This is a genomic window from Dehalococcoidia bacterium (genome assembly GCA_025054935.1).
GTDB lineage: Bacteria > Chloroflexota > Dehalococcoidia > SpSt-223 > SpSt-223 > JANWZD01.
The window spans coordinates 1-555 of the sequence record JANWZD010000075.1 but is presented as its reverse complement, the minus strand read 5'-3'; the positions used below and the strand labels follow the sequence as shown (position 1 = coordinate 555).

Below are 555 nucleotides of genomic sequence, written 5' to 3'. Positions count from 1 at the left end.
AAGATGAGAACCCCCATCGCGAGAGTAAGGTCCCCGGCAGACGACCGGGTTGATAGGCGGGAGGTGTACGCACAGTAATGTGTTGAGCTGACCCGTACTAAGGGACCGAGGACTTCTGTAGACTGTCCGGTGTCTTCCGGACCCGTGCCTTCGGGCGCCGGGGTTGCTGGAGGAGCCGGAGTGGCAGAGGGAGTGTGTTCGGCTTGGTCGCCGGTCTGTGATGGTTTCTTCCGGAGTGCGTTCGAGCTTCTGAACCGTTTTCTGGTGGCTCTGGCCGCAGTGTCCCACCCGTTCCCATCCCGAACACGGTCGTGAAACCTGCGTACGCCGACGATACTGGCGGGGCAACCTGCTGGGAAAATAGGGCGCTGCCAGAAACAACAACCAACCCCAGAACCCCACGAACAGTCATTCTTGTGCTGCTCGTGGGGTTTTTCTGTGAAAAACCTCCGGCCAGTGTGGAACAAATAACCCGGTAAGGATGGCAGGGTGAGCGCACAGTTCCCCGGCCTGCTGGCAAGACATGCACCCGTACGGGAAAGCTCTGAAGACGCC

At 59.6% G+C, this 555-nt stretch carries 2 rRNA genes; both read left to right on the top strand.

From position 1 onward, the window contains the following. Window positions 1-121, top strand: a 23S ribosomal RNA gene (locus tag NZ773_16335); the annotation flags it as partial. Window positions 122-260: 139 nt separating this feature from the next. Further along, window positions 261-377 (top strand): 5S ribosomal RNA (rrf, locus tag NZ773_16330). The last annotated feature ends 178 nt before the right edge of the window (window positions 378-555 follow it).